The following is a 4,197-nucleotide window of genomic DNA, read 5'->3' as shown; positions in this document are numbered from 1 at the left end:
CGAAACCAATAGGCTTTTTCCATGGGGAGCATTTTAGCATATATTCCGTAAATGTGCTAGTATTTAACAGTAAAGCCGTCGTGAAACGACGGGGTTTCAGACCCAAAATTTTCGATGAAAAAAGTAGTTGTTATTTTAATTCTGTTTTTTCTGGGGGAACAAATATCAATAAAATCACCAATTTCTGGCAATAAAACTCTCAATAATTTAGCCGTAGCTAACAACAATAATCGTCCTAATCCCCAGAAAAAACCTAGTCCTTCTCCACAATTTCGCTGCGATGGTAGAACTCACTGTTCGCAGATGACATCCTGTGCAGAAGCGACTTTTTTCTTGAGAAATTGCCCCAATGTCAAAATGGATGGAGACGGTGATGGAGTTCCCTGTGAAAGTCAATGGTGTGGTCAAAAATCCTCAGAAAAATGTTTGAAAAGTTCTCAAAATAACTAATTTGGTTTCCTCACCCCAATTCTCTCATTTAAAGAATCGGGGTAAAAACAATCAAGAAGCAGTAATCACGGGAGAATTAAGATATTGATAATTCCAGTCCGATTGTTGCCAAACGCGACCATCAAGGGCAATTTGTTCGATTAAACTAGCTAATCGTAAAGCTTTTAAAGCTTGTTCCCCACCGACGGAAGGTTGGTCTCCACCGCGCACACAATGAACAAAATGTTCTAATTCCGCGTGTAGAGGTTCAATATTGCTAGTATAAACCTTTTCAATTAAACCATCTTGACGGTAGAGAACTTGACCGTAATCGGTGCTATAGTTAGCGGTGGTTTGCCGGTGAATGAGGATTTCATTGTTGAGAAAATCCGCTTCCGTGAGAGAATTTTTACAGTGGGCTGCTAAACGGCGAATCTTGCGATGAGTCACCTTACTAGCGGTTAAATTAGCCACCACTCCATTACTAAAACCAAGGGTGGCAGTGACATAATCGAGATAACCGGAATCAGTGGCAGCGCGACTACCACTAGCGGTTAATTTCACCACAGGAGCGGCGACTAATTCTAAAATTAAATCTATATCATGGATCATTAAATCTAACACCACCGACACATCATTAGCGCGCTGGGAATAGGGACTCATGCGATGGGATTCAATCGCTAGAATCTCCTCGGTTTTCAAGACCTTCGATAACTCTTGGAAAGCGGGATTAAAACGCTCGATATGACCCACTTGCAGAATACAATCGTGATCGGCTGCCGCATTGACTAAAGATTCCGCTTCACTAATACTAGCGGCGATCGGTTTCTCGATCAAGGTATGTACTCCCCCTTGCAGACAGTCCATCCCGACTCGATGGTGTAACCGCGTGGGGACAGCGATACAAACCGCATCTACCCTAGGTAAGAGATCTAAATAATTTTCAAAAAAACGGACTCGGTATTTACTGGCAGTTTCCAGTCCCTTTTCGACGTTGACATCGGCCACCCCGACGAATTCCACGTCTTTTAATAAACTCAGGATGCGACTATGGTGTTGTCCCATGTTACCGACCCCGATAACCCCGACTTTAATCGGTTTGAGTTGATTTCTGTTACCCGGAAAGTTTGCTGGTTGATTGGACATGAATTTTAGACTCCTGTGTTCACACTCCTCACACCACTTGATTAAATTAATCAAGCTGATTTTGTCGATTAATTACCAAGATGGTATCATGGTTATCCAGATTCTGACACGATGTCGGTGTCAATGGCAGTTCTGAGAAGATTTTCTGATTTCACCTGCGGGTTTTCACTCCTAAATGCTTATCAAAACATCGTCCCTTAGTAGCGAGGACTACATTCAGCTAAATTTTAACTATGGACAATGCAACAGATTTTAACTCCTTACGGGGATTAAGTGTTTTTTTGCTAGGAATGATGGGGGCCGGCAAATCCACCCTGGGAGAGTTGCTTTCCCGACGGTTACAATATCGTTTTTTTGATACAGATATATTAATAGAAAGGGTCGCGGGAAAGAAAATCAGGGAAATTTTTGCCGACGAGGGAGAAGCGACTTTTCGGGAGTTAGAAACCCAAGTTTTGGCCGAATTATCCTCTCTGACTAAAACTGTGATTGCTACCGGGGGAGGGATGGTTTTAAAACCGATAAATTGGAGTTATCTTCGTCACGGTTTAATGATTTGGTTAGATGTTCCTCTCGAAGTCTTGGTTAAACGTTTAAAACAAGATACCTCTCGTCCCTTGCTTGAGTCCACTGATTTAGAAAGTAAACTGGAATTATTATTAGAACAAAGACGAGGACTTTATGCAGAAGCAGATCTTCGGATTGTTGTTTCTGACCTAGATACAGCTGCTGATATCGTTGAGAAAATTTTAACAGCAATACCGACGGTGATTAAAGATTTTCATCCAGAAAGGAATAATAACTAATGACAGCAGCTTCAATTTTTGATTTACCCGAACTAATTCCTGACCGAGAAATTCTGGAAATTTTGGCCCAAAGTCAGGCTATTCGTCTGGAAAGAATTATTTCCACTGGTCAAACCACTCCCATCGGTCAATGGTACGATCAATCTGACTTTGAATGGGTGATTTTATTACAGGGTTTTGCCGAGATTAGTTATGAGGATGGCAGCCAAGTTCATCTGCAAGCAGGGGATTATCTACTGATTCCTCCTCACCAAAAACATCGCGTCGAATTGACTAGCAATAATCCCCCTTGTATTTGGTTAGCTGTCTATTATCGCTAGGAAACTATAGTTTCTAACTATTGCCAGCGATTGAATAAATCGGTTAAAACGATATTAGAAAACAAAAAACCTTCAGGGTCGCTTAATCTGACCCTGCTATCCCCCTCAATTATTACTAAATTACGCTGCTTATGCGGCTCTAAGACCTCTAAAATTGCTTTTTTGATTTCCGAACCAAAATTAGCTTCAATGGCGGGTAAACTCACCCCTTCCGCTAACCTTAACCCTAGCATTAAGGTTTCGAGAAGATCATCAATCAAACTATTTTTCTCCACCTCGATTCGGCAGCCTTCTTTTACCCAAGCGAAATAGTCGCGACTTTTGCGCGGACGGGTAAAACGTTGTTGATGGAGATAACTAGCGGCCCCCATACCAAAGCCGTAATAGGGACGATTTTCCCAGTAAACTCGATTATGTCGGCATTGATAACCCGGTTTAGCATAGTTAGAAATCTCGTAATGTTGATAACTGGCTAAAGCTAGTTTTTCACCGGCTAAAACATACATTTTTGCCGTGGTTTCATCATCGGGTAAGGGTTTTTTCCCCGGTTGATACTGTTTACCGAAAGGAGTAACCGCTTCTAAGACCAAATCGTAACAGGAAAGATGGGCCGGTTGCAGTTCGATCGCTTTTTCTAGGGAATTTTCCCAATCTGTGAGGGTTTGTTGTGGCAATCCCGAAATCAAATCCAAACTATAGTTAACTATTCCCAATCCCTGAATTAATTCCACTGCATGATAGATATCCTTAACGGTATGCGATCGACCAGAAACCTGTAATAATGGTTCTTGAAAAGCCTGTACTCCTAAACTAACCCGATTGACTCCCGCGCTAAGATAACCCTGTAATTGTTCTAAACTAAAGGTAGCCGGATCAATCTCCATAGAAATCTCTATATCAGCTGCAAAATCAAACTTTTTGGCTAAAGTATCCAGAATTGCCCCTAATAATTCCACCGGTAACAGGGAAGGAGTCCCCCCCCCAAAAAAAATTGTTTCTAGGGGTTTCCCGGTCCCCTGACTAAGGCTAATTTCTTCTTGTAATATTTCCCCATACTCCACCACAGGGGGAAAAGTCGCCGGATTGGTGCGATTACCGACGACAAAAATCGGGAAATCACAGTAAAAACAGCGCCGACGACAAAAGGGAATATGAATATAAACCGAGGTTACGGGGTGAAAATAGGGCATTACAGCAGTTATCAGTGAACAGTAATCAGTAATCAGTGAACTCATACAGCCTTTCTCGTCAAGGTGAGGTACAGACTAACCCTTGCTAATCAAGTATTTTAGATGCAAGAACGAACCTCATCTATCTGAGAAACGCTGTAACTCGTATCTGATGACTACTCGCAGCTAGAAATCCGTTAGACCATATCATACTTTGTGCTTTTTGTCAAAAAAACTTTTTCTTTGCAATAAAACTACACAAAAAAAAGATCATCGTTGTGGGTTAAATTGACTCATTTACCCGTTTTAATGAGGATTACCTTCTAG

The 4,197-nt window shown here is 41.6% G+C and carries 5 protein-coding genes; 3 read left to right on the top strand and 2 right to left on the bottom strand.

The features are described 5' to 3' along the window. Positions 1–114: 114 nt before the first annotated feature. The gene (locus EWV84_RS16900) at positions 115–450 is read left to right on the top strand and encodes an excalibur calcium-binding domain-containing protein (protein ID WP_287078938.1); all 336 of its coding nucleotides are present in this window, start codon (positions 115–117) and stop codon (positions 448–450) included. Positions 451–501: 51 nt separating this feature from the next. Here EWV84_RS16900 and EWV84_RS16895 read toward each other — a convergent pair whose 3' ends face one another. Next, positions 502–1,575, bottom strand: coding sequence for a Gfo/Idh/MocA family protein (locus tag EWV84_RS16895; protein ID WP_002791832.1), 1,074 nt, complete (start codon positions 1,573–1,575; stop codon positions 502–504). 233 nt (positions 1,576–1,808) lie between these two features. Between EWV84_RS16895 and EWV84_RS16890 the strand changes: the two genes are divergently transcribed. Both EWV84_RS16890 and EWV84_RS16885 read left to right on the top strand, forming a co-directional pair. Further along, a complete protein-coding gene (locus tag EWV84_RS16890) occupies positions 1,809–2,381 on the top strand; it encodes a shikimate kinase (protein WP_287078937.1) in 573 nt (190 codons plus the stop codon). After that, a complete protein-coding gene (locus tag EWV84_RS16885; RefSeq protein ID WP_287078936.1) occupies positions 2,381–2,701 on the top strand; it encodes a cupin domain-containing protein in 321 nt (106 codons plus the stop codon). Before EWV84_RS16890 ends, EWV84_RS16885 begins: the two co-directional genes overlap by 1 nt. A 17-nt stretch (positions 2,702–2,718) precedes the next feature. Here the strand turns inward: EWV84_RS16885 and hemW are convergent, their stop codons facing one another. Continuing rightward, entirely contained in the window at positions 2,719–3,891 is a 1,173-nt protein-coding gene (gene hemW / locus EWV84_RS16880; RefSeq protein WP_287078935.1) for a radical SAM family heme chaperone HemW, read from the bottom strand. Positions 3,892–4,197 lie beyond the last annotated feature (306 nt).

Source organism: Microcystis sp. M_QC_C_20170808_M3Col (assembly GCF_007095505.1).
In the GTDB taxonomy this organism is placed as follows: domain Bacteria; phylum Cyanobacteriota; class Cyanobacteriia; order Cyanobacteriales; family Microcystaceae; genus Microcystis.
The sequence above is the reverse complement of the archived record's forward strand: the minus strand, read 5'-3'. Positions and strand labels throughout refer to the sequence as shown.

Excerpts from the sequence above, each read along its gene's own strand:
- hemW (WP_287078935.1), bottom strand. The coding sequence starts at position 3,891 with ATGCCCTATTTTCACCCCGTAACCTCGGTTTATATTCATATTCCCTTT.
- EWV84_RS16900 (WP_287078938.1), top strand. The coding sequence starts at position 115 with ATGAAAAAAGTAGTTGTTATTTTAATTCTGTTTTTTCTGGGGGAACAA.
- EWV84_RS16895 (WP_002791832.1), bottom strand. The coding sequence starts at position 1,575 with ATGTCCAATCAACCAGCAAACTTTCCGGGTAACAGAAATCAACTCAAA.
- EWV84_RS16885 (WP_287078936.1), top strand. The coding sequence starts at position 2,381 with ATGACAGCAGCTTCAATTTTTGATTTACCCGAACTAATTCCTGACCGA.
- EWV84_RS16890 (WP_287078937.1), top strand. The coding sequence starts at position 1,809 with ATGGACAATGCAACAGATTTTAACTCCTTACGGGGATTAAGTGTTTTT.